The sequence below is a fragment of the Nonomuraea solani genome (genome assembly GCF_900108335.1).
GTDB classification, from domain to species: Bacteria; Actinomycetota; Actinomycetes; order Streptosporangiales; family Streptosporangiaceae; genus Nonomuraea; species Nonomuraea solani.
The window spans coordinates 1,102,493-1,118,827 of the sequence record NZ_FNVT01000001.1; the positions used below are offsets into that span (position 1 = coordinate 1,102,493).

Consider the following 16,335-nt stretch of genomic DNA (forward strand, 5'->3'; position numbering starts at 1 on the left):
AAAGGAGATCTTCACTGTGGAGCGACTTCCTCTGCGTACCAGTGTCGTCACGGCCGTCGTGCTGGCCGGCGGACTGCTCGCCGCCCCCGCCCCCGCCAGTGCCACCCCGTCCACCACCGTCGTCTCCGTACCGCAGGCGACCGTCTCGACCGTCACGCTGGCCAGGCCGCGCAACGGCGCGATCCTTTCCGCCCGCATCAGCGGCGGCATCGGGCTGCTGAAGATCAAGAACGGCACCTCCAAGGACGGCGTCGTCGCCCTGGTCCGAGGGAAGACCAAGGCGATCAGCATCTACGTCCGCGCGAAGTCGACCGCGACGATCAGGACCGTCAGCGACGGCACGTACAAGGTCTACTTCACCACCGGCTACCGCTACAGCACGTCGAAGCGCCGGTTCACCTCAAGTGCCACCTACCAGCGCTTCAACACCACGCTGAAGTACCGCACCACCTCCACTTACCGGCCCGGCTGGAGCCTGAGCATCCACCCGGTCAAGGGCGGCAACGCCAGGACGACCCAGATCAACCCGAAGGACTTCCCGGCGTAGCCCCTTACGCGACGCGGGCCCGGCGCGCGGCCTTCCGCCAGACCTTGAACAGGCGTCTGGCGGAGCCGCCCACCGGGCCCGCCGCCTCGTACAGCACCTTGCGCGAGACCGGCTCGGCCGTCTCCACGGCGGCCACGGCGCCGTCGGCGGCGGTGATCGTGTGGGTGCAGACGCTCAGCAGGTAGGCGGGGATCTGCAGGCGCGGATCCGTGCAGCCGACCAGCGGAACGCCCACCGCGGCGACGACGGGGAAGACGGTCCCGGGGATGCCGATGGCGGCCTCGGCCCGCGCGGACGCCTGGACGGACGGGACGGTGCTGATCTCGTACCGCTCCCAGAGCGAGCGGTCCTCGCGCGGGTGCAGGCCGACCAGGATGTGCTTGCCGGCCGCCGCGAGCCGCTCGGCCGCGGCCAGCAGCAGCTCGGTGCCGGGTGCCGCGCCGCCGGTGCCGTCGGCCTTGGTCACGCTGGTGAGCACCAGGACGGTGCCCGCCTCCGGAGCGTGCCGCGGCAGGTCGTCGGTCTGCGGCGTGCCCACGACCTCGATCGGCCGGCGGCCCGTGCCCAGATAGTCGTCGAACACCTTGGCCTCGGCCGGCGACGACGCCGTGATGGCGCGCAGCCGTCCCCTGAACTCCTTCGCGCGCGGCGCCTCGACCGGCAACTGGTAGGCCAGCGACGAGGCGACCAGCGGCAGCCGGCGCAGCCGCGCGGCGCACTCGGCCGGCCAGTCGCCCGCGCCCGTCACCACGAGCAGGTCGGCCTCGTCGACCTCGCCGGGCAGCGCCACCGGCACCGGGTCGCCGGGCTTGATCCCGGACCGGTCGGGCACGAGCTGCACGACCTCCCAGCCCAGCCGCCGCGCCTCGGGCAGCAGCGGGGCCGCGTGGTAGGTGCCCCACGGCTCGTTCGTGGCGATCAGCACGCGCGGCGCCCTCGTGACGGCCCCGGCCGCCGTGGCACCGCCGCCCACCACGACTCCGGACAACGCACCGGTGAGCAATACCCGTCGGGAAAGGCCGCGATCCTCATGGAAAGTCATGGTCCGGCAATCTACGAGGCGTACGTGAACTGCGGTTATCGGGTCTCTGTCAGGGGGATGGCCTCGATGCGTTCCATGTGCTCCTCGCCCCATTCGCCCAGCGGGCCGAGCGCGATGTTGAGCGACTCGCCGAAGGCGGTGAGCGAGTATTCCACCTTCGGCGGCACCTGGTGGTAGACCTCGCGACGCACCAGCCCGCTGTGCTCCATCTCCCGCAGTTGCAGGATCAGCACCCGCTCGCTGATGCCGGGCACCGCCCGCCGCAGCGCCCCGAAACGCACCGGCCCCTCGCCCAGGGCGAACAGGATCAGCCCCTTCCACTTGCCGCCCATGACGGCGATGGCGGCGTCCAGCCCGCAGGTGTACCGCTTCGTCATCCGCGCTCCCACTAACAAAAAGGTCAGTACCTGAGAAAATTGTAGGTACTTGTACGTGCGCGGGTGAAGCGGCCAGCATGAACGCCATGACAACTCCCGCACCGGTGACCGTCATCGGGCTCGGCTCGATGGGCACCGCACTGGCCGGGGCGTTCATCGCCGCCGGGCACCCGACGACCGTCTGGAACCGCACCGCCCGCAAGGCCGAGTCCCTGACCGGCGCGGCCCGCGCCACGTCGGTCGAGGCCGCGGTCGCCGCGAGCCCTCTCGTGATCACCTGCCTGACCACCTACGACGACACTCTGGAAGCCCTCGGACCGGCCGCCGCCGCGCTGGCCGGGCGCGCCCTGGTGACCCTCAACAGCGGCACCCCGGCCGGCGCCCGCCGGATGGCCGAGTGGGCGACCGGGCACGGTGCCCGCTTCCTCGACGGCGCGGTCAAGAACGTGCCGTCGGCCGTGGGTGCGCCGGACACCCTGCTCTACTACGGCGGCGACAAGACCGTCTTCGACGAGTACGAGACCACGCTGCGGGTGCTCGGCGGCGACACCGTCCATCTCGGCGACGACAGCGACCTGGCCGCCCTGTACGAGATGGCGGTGGGCAGCACCCTGCTCCCCGCCCTGCTCGGCTTCTTCCAAGGCGCCGCCATGGTCAGGGCACGGGGGCTGGAGGCGAGCACGCTGCTGCCGTACAGCGCCAAGTGGTTCGAGATGATCATCAGCCTGCTGCCCGTCTTCGCCAAGGAGATCGACAGCGGCGACTACACCGAGGCCGCCTCGTCCGTCGGCGTCTTCCACGCGGCGCTCGCCGAGGAGCGCACGCTCGGCCAGGAGAGCGGCGTCGACAACTCCTGGCAGTTCCCCATGTACGACCTGGTCGAGCGGGCCGTGGCCGCGGGCCACCGCGACCACAGCGTCTCGGCCCTGACCGAGCTGCTCACGCGTACGCCTCGGTGAGCTCCCTGCGCAGCTCGCGGGCCTGGTACTGGTAGTGCGTGGCCAGCGTGGAGCGGCCCGCCGAGCGGTACAGCTCGCTCAGCGTCTGGTAGGTGTCGGCCACGCCGCTCCGGTCGCCGAGCTGCTGGAAGATCGCCAGCGAGCGCTGGAGCTGGTCGGAGCCGTCGGTACGCTCGCCGCGCGCCACCTGGAGCCCGCCGAGGTTGCGCATGGCGTACGCGCCGCAGTGCCGGTCGCCGAGTGACTCGAAGATGTCCAGCGCGTGCCCCTGGCAGCGCATGGCCCGCTCCGACTCGGCGACGAGGTCGTACAGGCGGCCGAGATGCATGGACACGCAGCCCTCGCGGTGCGCGTCGCCCAGCTCCCCGGCCAGCCGCAGCGCCTCGCCGAGCCACCTGGACGCCTGGCGGGCGTCGCGCAGCGACAGGTAAACGCGGCCGATCGCCTGCCGCGCGTACGCCTCGCCGCTGCGGTCACCGGTCGCCACGAACATGGCCAGCGCGTGCCGGAACGATCCCAGCGCCCGGAAATGCCGGCCGGAGAACTGGTTGACCGCCCCCATCCCGCAGATGGAGATCGCCTCGCTGCGCGCGTCGCCCAGCTCGCGGAAGATGGTCCGCGCGCGCCGGAACATGTCGTCGGCCTCGGTGTAGCGGTCCTGGTAGAGGGAGACCTGGGCCAGGCCGCGCAGCATGGCCGCCTCGCCGTAGCGGTCGTTCGCGGCGCGGGCGCTGTCCAGGGCCACGCGGTGCGTCTCCCGCCACTCCTCGACGCGGCAGTGCAGGTCGAAGTAGGGAACGAGGGTCGAGGCCAGCCCCCACGCCGACTGGGCCATGCCCGCGTCGGCGGCCAGTCGTACGGCGTCCACCAGCGAGTCCCGCTCGGCGTCGAGCCACGGCAGCGGCTCGGCGGTCAGGCGCGCGAGCGTCTCGCCCTCCAGGCTCCAGCGGGGCACGTCGGGCGTCAGCCCGAACAGCGTGGTCGGCAGCGCGGCCGTGGCCCGCTCGGCGGCGGTCTGCCAGCCGCCGAGCACCCGCTTGAGCGCGTGCCGCTCGGCGTCGCCGCCCGCCTTCTCCCTGGCGGCGCAGCGGATCAGGTCGTGCAGCCGGTAGCGGGGCTGCCCGGCCGGGTCGGTGCCGGCCAGGCGCAGCAGGTTCGCGTCCACGAGGGTGTCCACCACGGCCTCGGAACGGTGCCGGTCGAGCACGGCGTCGGCCACCCAGCCGGGCACCGACCGCGGGCCGAGCAGCCCGAGGGCGCGGAAGGCCATGGCCGCGTCGCCGGGCAGCCGGCGGTAGCTCAGCTCGAACGAGCCGCGTACCTCCAGGTCGCCGGCGCGCAGCTCGTCGAGCCGGCTCGTCTCGTCCTCCAGCCGGTGCCGCAGTACGTTCAGCGACCACCCAGGGCGACCGGCCAGCCGCGCGCCCGCGACCCTGACGGCGAGCGGCAGGTAGCCGCAGGCGCGGACGATCGCCTCGGCCGCCTCGCGCTCGCGCGCCACCCGGTCGGGCCCGGCGACCTTGGCCAGGAACTGCTCGGCCTCGGCGGGCGGCAGCACATCGAGCTCCAGTTGCAGCGAGCCGGGCAGCTCCGCGATCCGGCGCCGGCTCGTCACGAGCACCGCACTGCCGTTGCCGGGGAGCAGGGCGCGTAGCTGGGCGGTGTCGGCGGCGTCGTCGAGGAGGACGAGCATGGGCCGCTCGGCCAGCAGGGAGCGGTACAGCGAGGCCCGCTCGCGCACCGTGGGCGGCAGGGCCGCGTCGCCGACCCCCAGCGCCCGCAGGGCCTCGGCGAGCAGGTCGGCCGGTTCGGCGGGGTCCGCGTCGGTGCCGCCCAGGCACAGGTACAACTGCCCCGCCGGGTACGCGGCCCGTACGGCGTGCGCGCAGTGCACGGCCAGCGCCGACTTGCCCACACCCGGCGGCCCGGTCACGACGGCGATCGACGGCGGCCCGCCGGGTCGGAGCGGGTCGGGTAACAAGGCGGCGGTCAGGGCGCGCACGTCCAGTGCCCGGCCGGTGAAGTCGGGCACGTCCGCGGGAAGCTGGTAGGGCGCGGTCAGGACGTCCTCGGCCGGGGTGGGATCACCGGCCAGGACGGAGGCGTGCACGTCCCGCAGGTCCTGGCCCGGCTCGATGCCGAGATCGTCCACGAGCTGCCGCCTGATCGTGGTGTAGGCGTGCAGCGCCTCGGCCCGCCGGCCGCTTTGGTGCAGGGCCAGGATGAGCCGCTGCCACAGATCCTCCCGGTACGGGTGCTCCCCGATGAGCTCGCGCAGATCGTCGATGGCGGACGCGTGCTCGCCCCGGGCCATCTTCATGGCGACGAGCTCCTCCACGGCGGCCAGCCGGGCCTGGGCGAGCGAACGCAGCCGGGTGTCCCACAGCGGGCTGGCGGGCAGGTCGCTCAGGGGCGTGCCCCGCCACAGCGCGAGCGCGTCCCGCAGGTTCCTGAACCCCTCGTCGGTACGCCCCGCCGTCCGTGCCGCGGCCACCAGCTCCTCGAACCGCAGCGCGTCGAGCTCCGCCGGCGTCACCTCGATCGCGTAGCCCGAGGGATGGGCCGCGATCCGCACCCCGATCGAACGCAGGGAGCTCACGTACGTCCGCAGGTTCGCCACGGCGGACGACGGCCGTGCCCGCGGCCACAGCACCTCGGCCAGCAGGTCCGCGGACACGACCTGGTTCGCGTCCAACAGCAGCGACGCGAGCAGGAGACGGGGCTTCCTACCCGCGATCTTCAAGAGCCCTTCCGGGACCCGGACCTGTAACGGCCCGAGCACCCCGAACGTGGGTTGTTCAACCACCATGACCGCGCGCTCTCCCTCAGCTGGAGGTCTCGCAACCATCCGTAAGGCGTACAAGCTGGACAAGCTGGAAGGGCCTTTATACCGATTTTGGATGTTCTCTGTATGCCGTACCCGCAATCTTGATCCCCAGCAAGAGCGCTTCGAGAGATCCAACGGACGGTTCGCGGCGCCGGCCGGGCTCAGCCCCCGGCGTACGCAGAAAGGTATCCGCATGATTCCCAGAGGGGCACTTACCGCGGGGTTCGCCCTGCTCGTCGGCCTCGCCACGGGCCCGGTCGCAGCTTCGGCCGCCTGGGCCGCGCCGACCCCGGCCCCGTCACCGACGGCTACGGCGACGGCGACGCCGACCCCCACGCCGACCGGCACCGCCGACGACAACGACCCGAAGAACCAGGTCGACGTCCCCGAGGTGTCGACGCTGGCCGCACCGAAGTTCCAGCTCCCGTTCCCCTGCGGGCAGAAGTGGACCGGCAACTCCAGCAACAGCAGCGCGCACAAGGCGTATGAGATCGACTTCAACCGGGGCAGCACGGCCGCCGCCGACCGCGGCGACGCCGTGGTCGCCGCCGCGGCGGGCACCGTCGTCATCTCGGCCCACCAGGGCTCGGCCAACGGCTACGGCAACCTGGTCAAGATCGACCACGGCGGTGGCTACCAGACCTTCTACGCGCACCTGACCGTCCGCACGGTCGGCGCGGGCACCCAGGTCGCCCAGGGCCAGAAGATCGGCACCGTCGGCAACACCAGCAAGCCGGGCAACAACATCAGCCCTCACCTGCACTACGAGGTCCGCCAGGGCTCCGGTTACCCGGGCAACATCCGCAAGGCCACGTTCAACGGGGCCACCTTCGGCTACCCGAACGCCACGGTGACCTCCAAGAACAAGTGCGGCGGCGGTGGCGGCAGCACCAACCCGCACACGGCCCAGTCGGTGTGCGGCAGCGGCTACAAGGTGATCGACTCCGCGCCCCTGGGCACGGCGGCCACGGTCTCCCTGCTGTACAACTCGGCCAACGGCAACAACTGCGTGGCCACGATCAAGAAGACCTCCCTCGGCAAGGCCACGGCCGTCACGGCCTACCTGGAGGTCGAAGGCAAGCCGCGAGCCTCCGACACCGGCAACTTCACGTTCTACGCGGGGCCGGTACGCGGCTCGGCGTCCGACAAGTGCGTGAAGTGGGGCGGCAAGGCGGGCACGGCCGTCTACAACAGCCCGCTGGAGCACTGCAGCTAGCACTGACCTGAAAGTGCCGGACCGCGCGCGGCGGCCCGGCACTTTCTGCGTTGTGCCGGACGTGCGGCGATCCGGCACCGCTTCGCGCTGGGCCGCCAGGTGTGTGGCGATTTGGTGCTGCTTCGCACCGAGGCTGCTTCGCGCTGAGCCAGACGTGCGGCGGCCTGGCATTGCTTCGCGCCGGGTCAGATGGGCGGCGACTCGACGCTGCTCGCTTTGTGTCGGAAGTGCAGCGGTCCGGAACTGCTTCGCGCCGGGTCAGAAACCGATCAGCTCTGGCGCCTGCGCGCAGGGTCCGAGCACGCGGAGCAACGCGGCGCGCAGCTCATCGACCTCCCCTGGCGGCAGGTCGAGGCGGACCTCGAAGGCGGCCTCGGTTTCCAGCGCGTCGGCGGCCACGTCGGTCAACTCCAGCCGGAGCACGTTGCCCTCCATCGTGACCGAGCGCAACCCTCCGTCGGTGCCGCGCGTGCCGTGCCGCGCGACCAGGTATTGCCCCATGAAGTGGGCCACCATCAGCTCCTCGTCGTCCTCCCCCTCCAGACGGACCACATCAGCGCGGCGCTCCCGGCTCTCATCGAGGACCTTGGCGGTCATCACCGTGGCCGGCACATACGACAACGGCCCGTTGATCGGCGGCGCGGACTCCGGCTGTTCGGCGAAACCCATGGACTGCCAGCGCTGGTGCCCGGTGTGGCCGAACTGCAGCCCTATCGGCGCGGCGGTCGGCAGCGCGGCCAGCAACCAGCCGGGCGGCTCGTCACTGGCGAACATCGTCAGCTCCGCCAGCGCCGCCCTGGCCGGCACATCGACGAACGGCACCCCCTTCGCGTCCACCCGCCCCGTGTAGTTCCTGCGGCCGGGCGTGAACGCCAGCTCGCAGGTGAACCAGGTGCCGGCGAACTCCTTGTACGACAGCTCGCGCAGGCGCTGGAACGGCTCGTCCAGGCCCTCAACGGCGATCTCCCGGCCGTCGACGGTGACGACGGTCTCCGCGTACGGACCGACCTGCCCCCGGCGGACGACCAGCTCCGACCAGCCGGGCGCGGCAGCGGACCGGGCCAGGTCGCCGATCGCCATCCGCAGGTGGTGGGCCTCCTCGCGCCGCGACTTGTGCTTCTTGGACCCCATGATCACCCCTCCACATCCGCTGCAGTGGCGCCCCGGGCTCTCTGGTGCGCCGTAGCGGCGCTGCCGGCCTCTCGATCCGCCGCAGTGGCACCGCCGGCTCGATGACCTGCTGGTGCAGTGATCACGTTGGCGCCGGTATCTTGGTCAGCCGGAGCGGTGATGCCGTCAGCACCGGACTCCGGGGCCGCCGGAGCGGTGCTGTTGGCGGCGTTCGCTGCTGAGCGGGCTGGAGTGGTGCTGTCGTCGGGATCGGCTGCCGAATGCGCCGGAGCGGTGGTGAGGCGGTCGTGGAGGCGGCGGAGTTCGCGGAGCAGGCCGCTGTTGCCCTTGCGGGCGGCCAAATCGCGTACCGCCGGAATTTCGCCACGCGCGTCCGACCACTCGGCCGTCGCGAGGGCGAGTTTGACGAAGCCGGTCAGGCCGTTGCGCGGTCGCTCGCCCGGCGCGGGCAGTAGGTCGGGCAGGGCGGCGGCGGCGATCCGCCACACGTGCGCGGGCGCGCCCCGCTGGGCGACCGAGTCGAGGGTGGTGATCACGTCGATCATCCTGGCCTCGCCACCGGCCACGAAGAGCGCGAGGTGGCGGCCGATCTCGGCGGCCGGTAGCTCGTCCCGCGCGGCCACCTCCAGCAGCACGTCGATCGCCTCGGGCAGGTCTCGCCGGCCCAGCAGACGCGCCAGCACCGCCGCGAACGCCGACCCGGCCGGTCCGTCGGCGCGCGCGAGATCACGCGCCTGCCCAGGACTGATGGACGTCGCGTTGTAGTAATAGGTGAACAGGTACGGCACCAGGTGCGCGGCGGCGAGGTCGCGGTGTGAGGGCAGCATCGACGACCACCAGTCGTGATACATCGCCAGCGTGCCCTCCTCGGAGACGTCGAGCATCAGATCGACCAGCGGCAGACCGGTCGGCGTGGCCTTGGCGGACATCACCGGGACCACGGAATGGTCACAGCTCCGGTCGTTCCAGTCGTGCTCCTCGCCGTCGCGTCCGCAGGACCAGCCGACCGTGATCTCGACGTCCGGGCAGGTCCACGAAGCGATGATCTCGCCGGCCGGGGACGTCAGGCGGGCCGCCCGCGCCGCCGCCTCGGGATCGGGCGTGCGCGGCAGTCGCAGCAGCGCCTGCTGCAGGTCGGCGGCCAGCGGCTTGGCTCCGGCCGCCTCGATGACCTCCATCCGCCTGACCAGCTCGGCCGCCGCCACGTGCCCGGTGCTGTGCGTGGGCGTGGCCAGCAGCAGCGGCGGCAGAGTGCCCTCCTCGGCGGCCCGCAGGATCTCGGCCGCGCGGTGGATCAGGAGCCGGTGCGGTGCGGCGCCCCTCGCCGGCATCACGCGCCGCCAGGCTCGGGACATTTGCGTGGTCACGGTCAGGGAATGGACGGCGCCCTGGAACCACAGATCGATCCGCTCCCAGCTCTGCTGGCGGTACACCCAGGATTGGCCGCCCATCAGCCGGGGACGCAACGCCGCCACCACGGCGGCGCGGTCGCGGGCGACGAGCATGACGAAACCGGCCACCAGCCGCTCCCACTCCTGCCAGGAGGCCGGGTGCTCCATGAGTCGCCGGTCGAGCTCCTCGATGGACACGGCCGGGAACTCGAGCTCGTGGACGCGTTCGGGCGCGGGGGGCAGCGGCGGAGGCAGGAACATGGGCTCGGCCTCGGCGACCAGGCCGCCCGCGAACACCGTGGCGGCCTGGTGCCCGAGGTGCGGCGGGAGCAGCTCGATCGCCTCGCGTACGGTGGCGCGGCCCTCCTCACCCATGCCGCCTGCGTGGGCCACGGCCAGCTCGACGGCCCTCTCCTGCAACTCGGCGGAGTCGGCGGCGAACGCCCGGGCCAGCGGCGTGGCGAGGACGTTGGCCAGCGCGGGCGTACGGCGTACCGAACGGTCGAGCCAGGACAGCCCGGCGCGCACCAGCTTGCGCTCGGCCCGGAACAGCAGTGACTCCCACGCCTCGGCGAGGTCGTCGGGGGTGAGGTCGCCACAGGTGCGCAAACGCTTCATGGCCAGCTCGGCGACCGGGCCGGGGGCGGCCGGCAGCAGGCTCAGGTAGTCGCGGGCGTGCGCGGCGACCTCGGCGGGCGTGGGGTCCAGCACTTCGTGCAGGCGGACGAAGAAGCGCAGGTCGATGGGGGTGCCGCCGCGCAGGAAGCGGCGTACGCAGCCGTCGATCAGCGCCTCGCGCTTGACCCGGCCCGCCTCGGCCAGCGCCGGAAGCGCGGCCAGCCAGCCCTGACGCGGGTCCTTCTCCCACTGGAGGACCTGGCCCACGCCCTCGGCCTCGAACAGGCGCGGCAGCAGGTGGTCGAGCAGCGGGTCGTCGCCGAGCTTCGCCGACGGGCCGTCCGCCCAGCCGGACACCAGGGGATCGTGCTGCGGCGGCTCGATGCCGGTCTGGCGGAGCAGGGCCAGGGCGAGCCCCATGCCGCGGTCGTTGGCCGTGCGCAGGCGCAGCACCAGCCGCTCGGCCAGGTCGGCACGCCAGGCGGCGGGCCGGTCCGCGAGCGCCGCCAGGACGAGGTGCGCGTCGTCGTCGACGCTCGCCCACCGTGGCGCGAACTCCCGCCGGACCAACCACGCCGCCGCGCCCGCCGCGCCACCGATCGTGGCCGCGCCCGTCACCCGCAGCGCGGGCGCGTAGGCGGCCAGGCTGTCGTCCCACCGGTCGAACCCGGCCCGCAGCTCCTTCAGCAGCCCCGGCAGCCCCGCCGCGACCTGCTTGCGGCCGTCGTCGTCGAGCGACTTGACGTATGCGGCGAGCCGGTGAATCGGCCCGTTCACGATCAGTTTCCTGACCTGGCCCCAATGATCCATGGGCGGGACAGTAACGGGCCTGGCCGACACTTTCAGTGTTCGACCGCCGTCGGCGGGTAGCTCGTTCAGCTCACGGTTCCGACGAAAGGGGTCGAAGTGAGCGCGCAGCAGGATGTGATCGACGTACTGGTGACCGACCATCGCGAGGTCGAGGAGATGTTCGCCCGGCTGGAGCTGATGGAGGGCCGCGCTGTGGACGAGGCCAAGGCGCTGGCCGAGCAGGTGGTCATCGAGCTGGTACGGCATTCGGTGGCGGAGGAGGAGTACCTGTATCCGGCGGTGCGCAAGCACGTGCCGGGCGGGGATGAGACCGCCGACCACGAGATTCAGGAGCACGCGGAGGCGGAGGAGACGATGAAGCGGCTGGAGGCGCTGGAGCCCTCCGACGCGGAGTTCTGGCCGACGGTCGATCGGCTGATGGTGCAGATCCGGCACCATCTGGACGAGGAGGAGAACGACCTGTTCCCGCGGTTGCGGCAGGCTTGTTCGGAGGAGCAGTTGGTCGAGCTGGGCGGGAAGATCCAGCGGGCCAAGAAGCTGGCGCCGACTCGGCCGCACCCGTCGGCGCCCGACACGCCGCCGGGCAACAAGCTGCTGGCTCCGGGGACGGCGCTGGTGGACCGCATGCGGGACGCGCTCAGCGGGCGCGGTCGTTCCTGAACCCCCATCGGCCTTTTCGAAAGGACCCCTGCCGTGCTTCGGCGGGGGTCCTTTCGAGGAGATGGGAAGGACGCGAGGTCCCTTGGGAGGTGGAGCGGCGGGCTCCCGTGGTGAGAAGGGAGGCGGCCAGGTCTCTGGAGGGGGTGGAGGCAGTGGGATCGCCTGGACGAGGTGGCGGCGGTGAGGCCCTTCAGAGGGAGGGGGGGGCGATTCGGGTGATGGGGGTGGGGGCTGGTCAGTGGCGGTCCTGGCGGGGGAGGACCACTTCGCTGAGGATGAGCTGGATGGCGGCGGCGACCGGGATGGCGAGGAGGGCGCCCACCACGCCCAGCAGGGCGCCGCCGATCAGGGCGGCGACGATGGTGACGGCGGCGGGCACGTCCACCGAGGACTTCATCACCTTGGGCGCGATCAGGTAGTTCTCGATCTGCTGGTAGATGATGAAGAACACCAGGCACCCGATGGCCACCGGCGCCGATACGAACAGGGCGGTGAGGGTGGCGATGGCGGCGCCGATCCCGGCCCCGATCATGGGGATCAGGTCGGTGACCGCCACGATGATGGCCAGCGCCAGCGCGTACGGCACCCCGAGGATCGACAGGAACACGAACGTCGTCACGCCCGCGATGAGCGAGATGATGAGGTTGCCGGCGACGTACCCGCCGACCCGGTCGAGGATCTCGTCGCCGAGGTGCTGCACGCGGGGACGGCGGCTTCCGGGGATCAGGCGGTACCCGGTGCGGGTGATCGAGCGTAGCGAGGCGAGGAAATACAGGGTGAGAATCAGTACGGTCAGCGCGGAGAACACGGCGCTGACCACGACGCCGGCCGCTCCGAGCAGCCCGCCGAACACCTGACGGCCGAGGTCGCCGCTGAGCAGGTAGGACTGCAGGCGTTCGAGCAGGCCGAAGCGCTGGTCCAGGTCGCGTACCTGAGGATGGTTCTGCAACTGGCCGATGTAGCCGGGCAACTGCTCGACGAACTGGCCGGCCTGCTGCGACAGCGCCGGGATCACGGCCATGCCGAACCCGGCGAAGAACAGGATGACGGCCGCGAACACGGCGGCGATCGCCCCCCAGCGCGGCAGCCCGTGCCGGTGCAGCCAGCGCACCGCCGGATCCAGCCCGACCGCCAGGAACAGTGACACGACGATGAGGAGCAGCACGGACGCGGTGACCGTCAGCGCCTGGACCAGCAGCCAGGCGGTCAGTACGCCGAGCGCCGCGGTGAACCCGAAGGTGAAGGGCGTACTCCCGAAAGGCCGCCCCGGCCTGCCGAACGGTAACGCGCCATCACCTGTTTGCGGTGACCCGGGCTGCGACGAAGCGGACTGTGGCGACCCCGGTTGTGGTGACCCCGGCTGTGGTGACCCGGGCTGTGGTGAGGCGGGCTGTGGTGAGGCGGGCTGCGATGCCGCGGGCTGCGATGACGCGGTCTGGGGTGGGGCGGTGCGGTCCGGGGCGGGGGGTGCGCTGTCGGGCATGTGGGCTCCTTCAGGGGTGGCCTCCCTTCTGCCCTTGAGCCGCCGTGGTAAGCGGTATCCCGGCCTACCGGGCGGCCCTGACGTGCTTTTGCTGACATGACGTGATCACGCCTGGGCGTCCTCAAGGGCGCCCTGCCCGGAGGCGCGGTCGTGCGCGCCGCCGTACACCAGAGTCTGGTCGGCCCGACCGAGGTCACGCTCTACCGCGAGGACGACGAGGTGGCCCGCTTCACCGGTTTCGTGGCCTGACAGGGCTCGGTCGTGGGGGTGTTCATGCCGGTCCGCCGAATGCGGGCCGGCATGAACGTGTCACGGCCTGGACCAGGAATCGGTGTGGGTGAGCCCGCCGCCGCCGAAGGGTCCGCCCGCCGTGATCACGGGCGTACGTCCAAGAAGCGGTCGGGTTTGTTGGTCATGATGCCGTCCACCCCGTACGAGATCAGCCGGCGGATCACGGACGGCCGGTCTGTCGTCCAGGTGTAGACGCGCATGCCCCGCTCGTGCACCCGCGCGACGTACCGCTTGGTGAGCCCGGCGTGCGGCAGCGTGATCCCGCCGGCGTAGCGGGCCAGCTCCGTCAGCCGAGCGGCGGGCGGCTTGCCGAGCAGGGAGACGGGGACGTCCGGGAGCATGCTGCGCAGCACCCGCATCGAGTGCCAGCCGAACGCCTGCAGCCCCAGCCGTTTGCCGGTCCACCAGGCGCGGCTCTCCTGCAGCTCGACCGCCACCCGCCGGTCGATGTCGGGGCTTCTCGGCGAGTGCTTGATCTCCAGCAGCAGCCCGGTCTCGCCGCCCATCGCCTGCAAGGCCTGCGCGAGCGTGGGCACCCCCTCACCGCGATAGCGCGGCGAGAACCACGAGCCGGCGTCCAGACGCCGGATCTCCGCGAGCGTGAAGTCGGAGACCCGCCACGGCGACCGCCCGGGAAAGACCCGCTCGACGTCGGTGGTACGCGCCAGCGTCTGGTCGTGCATCAGCACGAGCTGATGATCCCGGGTCTGCTGGACGTCGAACTCGCACAGGTCGGCCCGCTGCGACCGGGCCACGGCGCAGGCCGCGATGGTGTTCTCCGGCGCGTACGCGGACCCGCCCCGGTGCGCGATGGTCTCGACCTCCGGCGGCCCCGCGGCGGCGGCCCGTGGCACGGCGGTCAGGGCGGTCAGGGCGGTCAGAGTGGCGATGACGACGCTGCCGAGCGGACCGTACATGTCCCTCCTCGGGCTCGATCCGGACAACCCGATACGGAGGAAAGTGCCCATTAAGCAGCACATGGACCGCTTTCTCCGGGCGTGCCGATCAACATTTGGCCTCCGGGAAAGCGGTCCATTGCCTACGAGGCGCGCAGCCAGTCGAGCAGGGACGTGTACGCGGGACGCCAGCCGAGCAGCCGCCGCGTCTTGGCCGACGAGACCTCCTGGTCCCGGGTGAACAGGCCGGCCAGAGCGCCCAGTTCGGCGGTGGCCTCGTCGAGGGGCCAGGAGACGGCCCGGCCGCCGCCCAGCTCGGCGGCGATCGCGTCCAGGCGTACCGTCTCGGCGACCCCGTGCCAGATCGCGCCCGGCGTACCGTGGCCGATCGCGGCGAGATAGAGACCGGTGAGATCGGCGCGGTGGACGACCGGCCAGCGCACCCCGGGCTCGCCGATGTAGACGCCGGTGCCCGACTCGGCGGCCTTGCGGGCGAACAGGCCGGGGACGAGGCCGCCGCCGTCGCCGTACACCATGCCGGGTCTGAGCACCTGGCCGCCGGCGGCCAGGACGCGGCGTTCGACCTCCGCGCGCCAGGCCACGAAGGGGTGCGGGTCGGGGGCGCTGTCCTCGTCCACCGTGCCGCCACCGAGCACGGCGACGCCCGTCGTGTAGAGCAGCGGCGGGCCGGCCGCGAGTAAGGCGTCCACCCCGGCCAGGTCGGCCTGCTCGCCGAGGGGAGCGCCCGCGTGGAGCACGAGGTCGAAACCCTTGGCGGCGGGGGTCAGCGAGGCCGGGTCGGTCAGGTCGGCCTCGATCTCCGGGTGGCCCGTCGGGCGGCCGTCCGGGTGGCGCAGGGCGGTGACCTCGTGGCCGGCGAGGGCGGTCGCCACGGCCGAGCCGATGTAGCCGGTGGCGCCGATGATCAGAATTTTCATGCGATGTCCTCCTTGGCACCGCTACGCGCGGCGCGTTCGACGGCCGCGAGCAGCCGGTGGTAGCGGGCGGCGGCGTGGAAGTCGGGCCGCGGGGCGCGGCCCTCGGTGATGGCCGAGGCGAGGTCCCGGTAGAGGGCCGCGACGTTCGCGGCGGGGCCGTCGGCGGGACGCAGGCCGACGGTCCGGTACGCCTCCGGCATCGCCACCCGTTCCCCGCCGATCCGGACGTCCCAGTCGGTCCAGTGCAGGTAGCCGCCCTCTGCGGCGCGGGTGATGGTGAGCGCGCCCTCGGAGCCGACGAGCTTGACGAAGAACCCGTCGGGGGCGCCGGACGCGCCGTGGATCGTGACGGACGCGGTGGCGCCGCCCTCCAGCGTCCCGTGCAGCAGGACCTGGTTCGGCGCCTTCCCGGCCACCGTCCGATCGGTGCCGGCGACCTCGACGCGGTCGTACAGGTGGGGCAGCCGCGCCGTCACGTCCGTCAGCCGGCCCGCCAGGTGCTCCAGCGAGGCCAGGTAGTGCCCGGTCACGATCGACAGCACCGTGGTGCCGCCGGCCGGGTCGTTGGTCCAGGCGTGCTCGGGCGAGACGGTGGCGCCGCCGAGCGGCCCGGCCGAGGCCACCAGGACGGCCGACTCCAGCCGCCCGATCCGGCCGCCGGCCACCAGGTCCGCGACGAACCTGGCGTCCGGCTGGTGGAGACCCTGCAGGCACACGGCGTGCGCCACCCCGGCGGCCGCGGCCGCCTCGGCCAGTTCGTCGGATTCGTCCGGGTCCACGCCCAGCGGCCACTCGGCCAGTACGTGCTTGCCCGCCTCCAGCGCGGCCCTGATCACCTTCGCGTGCTCCGCCGCGCGTACCGAGACGACGACGAGGTCCACGTCGTCGTGCGCGGTCAGGAGCCCGGCGTCGGCGAACGCGAGCGGCACGCCGAACGCGGCGGCCACCCGGTCCGCGCTCTCCTGCCTGGTCGTCGCGACCGCCGTCACCTGGAACTCCTCCAGCGTGGCCAGCGCGGGCAGGTGGGCCTCGTTCGCCCATCCGCTGGCGCCGACTACTCCAACCTTGATCACGTGCTTCCCCCTTAGTTTTATACCGACAGGTATGAAACTAAGGTGTGCGGCGGCGGGATTCAAGAGGTAACTTACC

The 16,335-nt window shown here is 72.2% G+C and carries 13 protein-coding genes; 4 read left to right on the forward strand and 9 right to left on the reverse strand.

The window, feature by feature from the left end; translation table 11 throughout:
* The first annotated feature begins 16 nt into the window (after window positions 1-16).
* Window positions 17-547, forward strand: a complete 531-nt coding sequence (locus C4V41_RS04800) for a hypothetical protein (RefSeq protein WP_103954455.1) — start codon at window positions 17-19, stop codon at window positions 545-547.
* A 4-nt stretch (window positions 548-551) separates the two neighbouring features.
* Here C4V41_RS04800 and C4V41_RS04805 read toward each other — a convergent pair whose 3' ends face one another.
* The gene (locus C4V41_RS04805; protein ID WP_103954456.1) at window positions 552-1,589 is read right to left on the reverse strand and encodes a hypothetical protein; all 1,038 of its coding nucleotides are present in this window, start codon (window positions 1,587-1,589) and stop codon (window positions 552-554) included.
* Window positions 1,590-1,624: 35 nt separating this feature from the next.
* Window positions 1,625-1,966, reverse strand: a complete 342-nt coding sequence (locus C4V41_RS04810) for a winged helix-turn-helix transcriptional regulator (RefSeq protein ID WP_103954457.1) — start codon at window positions 1,964-1,966, stop codon at window positions 1,625-1,627.
* A gap of 86 nt (window positions 1,967-2,052) precedes the next feature.
* Between C4V41_RS04810 and C4V41_RS04815 the strand changes: the two genes are divergently transcribed.
* Complete coding sequence (locus C4V41_RS04815) at window positions 2,053-2,925, forward strand: NAD(P)-dependent oxidoreductase (RefSeq protein ID WP_103954458.1); 873 nt, start codon at window positions 2,053-2,055, stop codon at window positions 2,923-2,925.
* Here C4V41_RS04815 and C4V41_RS04820 read toward each other — a convergent pair.
* On the reverse strand, window positions 2,906-5,734 hold the full coding sequence (locus tag C4V41_RS04820; protein WP_103954459.1) for an AfsR/SARP family transcriptional regulator: 2,829 nt from the start codon (window positions 5,732-5,734) through the stop codon (window positions 2,906-2,908). The two genes, C4V41_RS04815 and C4V41_RS04820, sit on opposite strands and share 20 nt — an antisense overlap.
* Window positions 5,735-5,945: 211 nt before the next feature.
* On the opposite strand from C4V41_RS04820, the gene C4V41_RS04825 reads away from it, so the two are divergent.
* Window positions 5,946-6,968, forward strand: a complete 1,023-nt coding sequence (locus C4V41_RS04825) for a M23 family metallopeptidase (protein ID WP_103954460.1) — start codon at window positions 5,946-5,948, stop codon at window positions 6,966-6,968.
* Between the two features lie 258 nt (window positions 6,969-7,226).
* Here the strand turns inward: C4V41_RS04825 and C4V41_RS04830 are convergent, their stop codons facing one another.
* A complete protein-coding gene (locus C4V41_RS04830; protein WP_103954461.1) occupies window positions 7,227-8,099 on the reverse strand; it encodes a hypothetical protein in 873 nt (290 codons plus the stop codon).
* Between the two features lie 2 nt (window positions 8,100-8,101).
* Window positions 8,102-10,918 carry a DUF7824 domain-containing protein gene (locus C4V41_RS04835; RefSeq protein ID WP_103954462.1) on the reverse strand — a complete coding sequence of 939 codons (2,817 nt, stop codon included), beginning with the start codon at window positions 10,916-10,918 and terminating at the stop codon, window positions 8,102-8,104.
* Window positions 10,919-11,014: 96 nt separating this feature from the next.
* On the opposite strand from C4V41_RS04835, the gene C4V41_RS04840 reads away from it, so the two are divergent.
* On the forward strand, window positions 11,015-11,578 hold the full coding sequence (locus C4V41_RS04840; protein ID WP_103954463.1) for a hemerythrin domain-containing protein: 564 nt from the start codon (window positions 11,015-11,017) through the stop codon (window positions 11,576-11,578).
* Between the two features lie 235 nt (window positions 11,579-11,813).
* On the opposite strand, the gene C4V41_RS04845 is transcribed toward C4V41_RS04840, so the two are convergent.
* From C4V41_RS04845 to C4V41_RS04860, 4 genes are all read right to left on the reverse strand, one after another.
* Complete coding sequence (locus C4V41_RS04845; RefSeq protein ID WP_103954464.1) at window positions 11,814-13,061, reverse strand: AI-2E family transporter; 1,248 nt, start codon at window positions 13,059-13,061, stop codon at window positions 11,814-11,816.
* 374 nt (window positions 13,062-13,435) lie between these two features.
* Window positions 13,436-14,269 (reverse strand): glycerophosphodiester phosphodiesterase, encoded by an 834-nt coding sequence (locus tag C4V41_RS04850; RefSeq protein ID WP_103954465.1) that lies wholly within the window; start codon window positions 14,267-14,269, stop codon window positions 13,436-13,438.
* A gap of 122 nt (window positions 14,270-14,391) precedes the next feature.
* Window positions 14,392-15,186 carry an NAD-dependent epimerase/dehydratase family protein gene (locus C4V41_RS04855; protein WP_103954466.1) on the reverse strand — a complete coding sequence of 265 codons (795 nt, stop codon included), beginning with the start codon at window positions 15,184-15,186 and terminating at the stop codon, window positions 14,392-14,394.
* A complete protein-coding gene (locus tag C4V41_RS04860) occupies window positions 15,183-16,259 on the reverse strand; it encodes a Gfo/Idh/MocA family protein (protein ID WP_103954467.1) in 1,077 nt (358 codons plus the stop codon). The genes C4V41_RS04855 and C4V41_RS04860 overlap by 4 nt, the downstream gene beginning before the upstream one ends.
* Between the last annotated feature and the right edge of the window lie 76 nt (window positions 16,260-16,335).